The 1130-nt window shown below is 61.5% G+C and carries 1 protein-coding gene and 1 pseudogene; both read right to left on the minus strand.

The annotated features are described in order from the left end of the window. Positions 1–29: 29 nt before the first annotated feature. A complete protein-coding gene (locus C0456_RS20755) occupies positions 30–479 on the minus strand; it encodes a hypothetical protein (protein WP_291056676.1) in 450 nt (149 codons plus the stop codon). 467 nt (positions 480–946) lie between these two features. Next, positions 947–1130, minus strand: a pseudogene (locus C0456_RS20760) (carbamoyl phosphate synthase small subunit); the annotation flags it as partial.

Below are 1130 nucleotides of genomic sequence, written 5' to 3' on the forward strand. Positions count from 1 at the left end.
TTGACGCTGGGACGGATTGCAAACAGGCATCAAGGTTCCTGCTCGGCAAAGGCGAAGATCAGCTTGGTGTAGCGGTTCACGAAGGGCAGCACGTCGGGCTTTGTGGCGGCGGGCCCGAAGACGAAGGTGCAGTTGCGGCGGATGTCGATCAGCCGGTCGCCGTCGCGGGCCATGATGTAGCTCAGCACATAGTAGGAGCGCGGCGCGTTGCGGCGGCCGATGACGTCGAGTTTTTTCACCGTGTCGGTGCCGCTGGCGAGGCGCTCGCTGTCGATGAACCCCTGTTCCTTGCGCTGCTCGACCACGGCCTTGTGGCGCTTGGCGGGGTCGAAATCCTCCTCGCTGAACGGGCCTTGGCTGGCGGCAATGCGGCAGTCCATCCGGCCTGCAACGGGATAGCGCGAGCCTTCGTCATGCAGGACGGGGCGCCAGAAGGTGAGGACGGGCAGGCCGGTCTCGGCCGAGGCGTCAAGCGTCACTGAGCCATCGCCCTGAAACGCCACCCCCTCGGCGATCTCCGCACCGGGCCATTCGGCAACGGGCGCGGGGTTCTGCGAAAAGGCATCAACAGAGCATGAGCCGACAGAGACCAAAAGCGCTAGCGTTGCAATCCAATCACTTCGGGGAACCTCAGCAAGACGACGCTTCAACGACTTCGGCTTTCCAGCCTCAAATAGGTCACTTGCCCGTGATTTTCCTTGTGCGGTCAATCCTAACAACATTGCACCGGGCTTTGACGTATCGGGAACAGTCTTCGCCAGTGGCGGATCGTTTCGAACGAGTAACCAACCGGCACTCCGCGCGAGGTCCCTATTAACGACCCAATCGATGTCCGGTCGCAAAGCTTGGCAAACCAGAACAACGTTTTGAGGGCTACCGTTCGTCGCCCGGCGCATAGCCAGTTCGACTAACAGGTCATCCCTAAGTGAGTTTATGTCGGGGACTGTCACCCCAGCTCCCCAACGAACTTCTCGAACAGGTAGAAGCTATCCTGCGGCCCCGGCGACGCCTCAGGGTGATACTGCACAGCAAACGCCCGCTTGCCCTTGATCGCGATGCCGCAATTCGTCCCGTCGAACAGCGAGACATGGGTCTGCTCCACCCCCTCCGGCAGGGTCGCCGCGTCCACA

Origin of the sequence: Hyphomonas sp., from assembly GCF_013823385.1 — a bacterium.
In the GTDB taxonomy this organism is placed as follows: domain Bacteria; phylum Pseudomonadota; class Alphaproteobacteria; order Caulobacterales; family Hyphomonadaceae; genus Hyphomonas.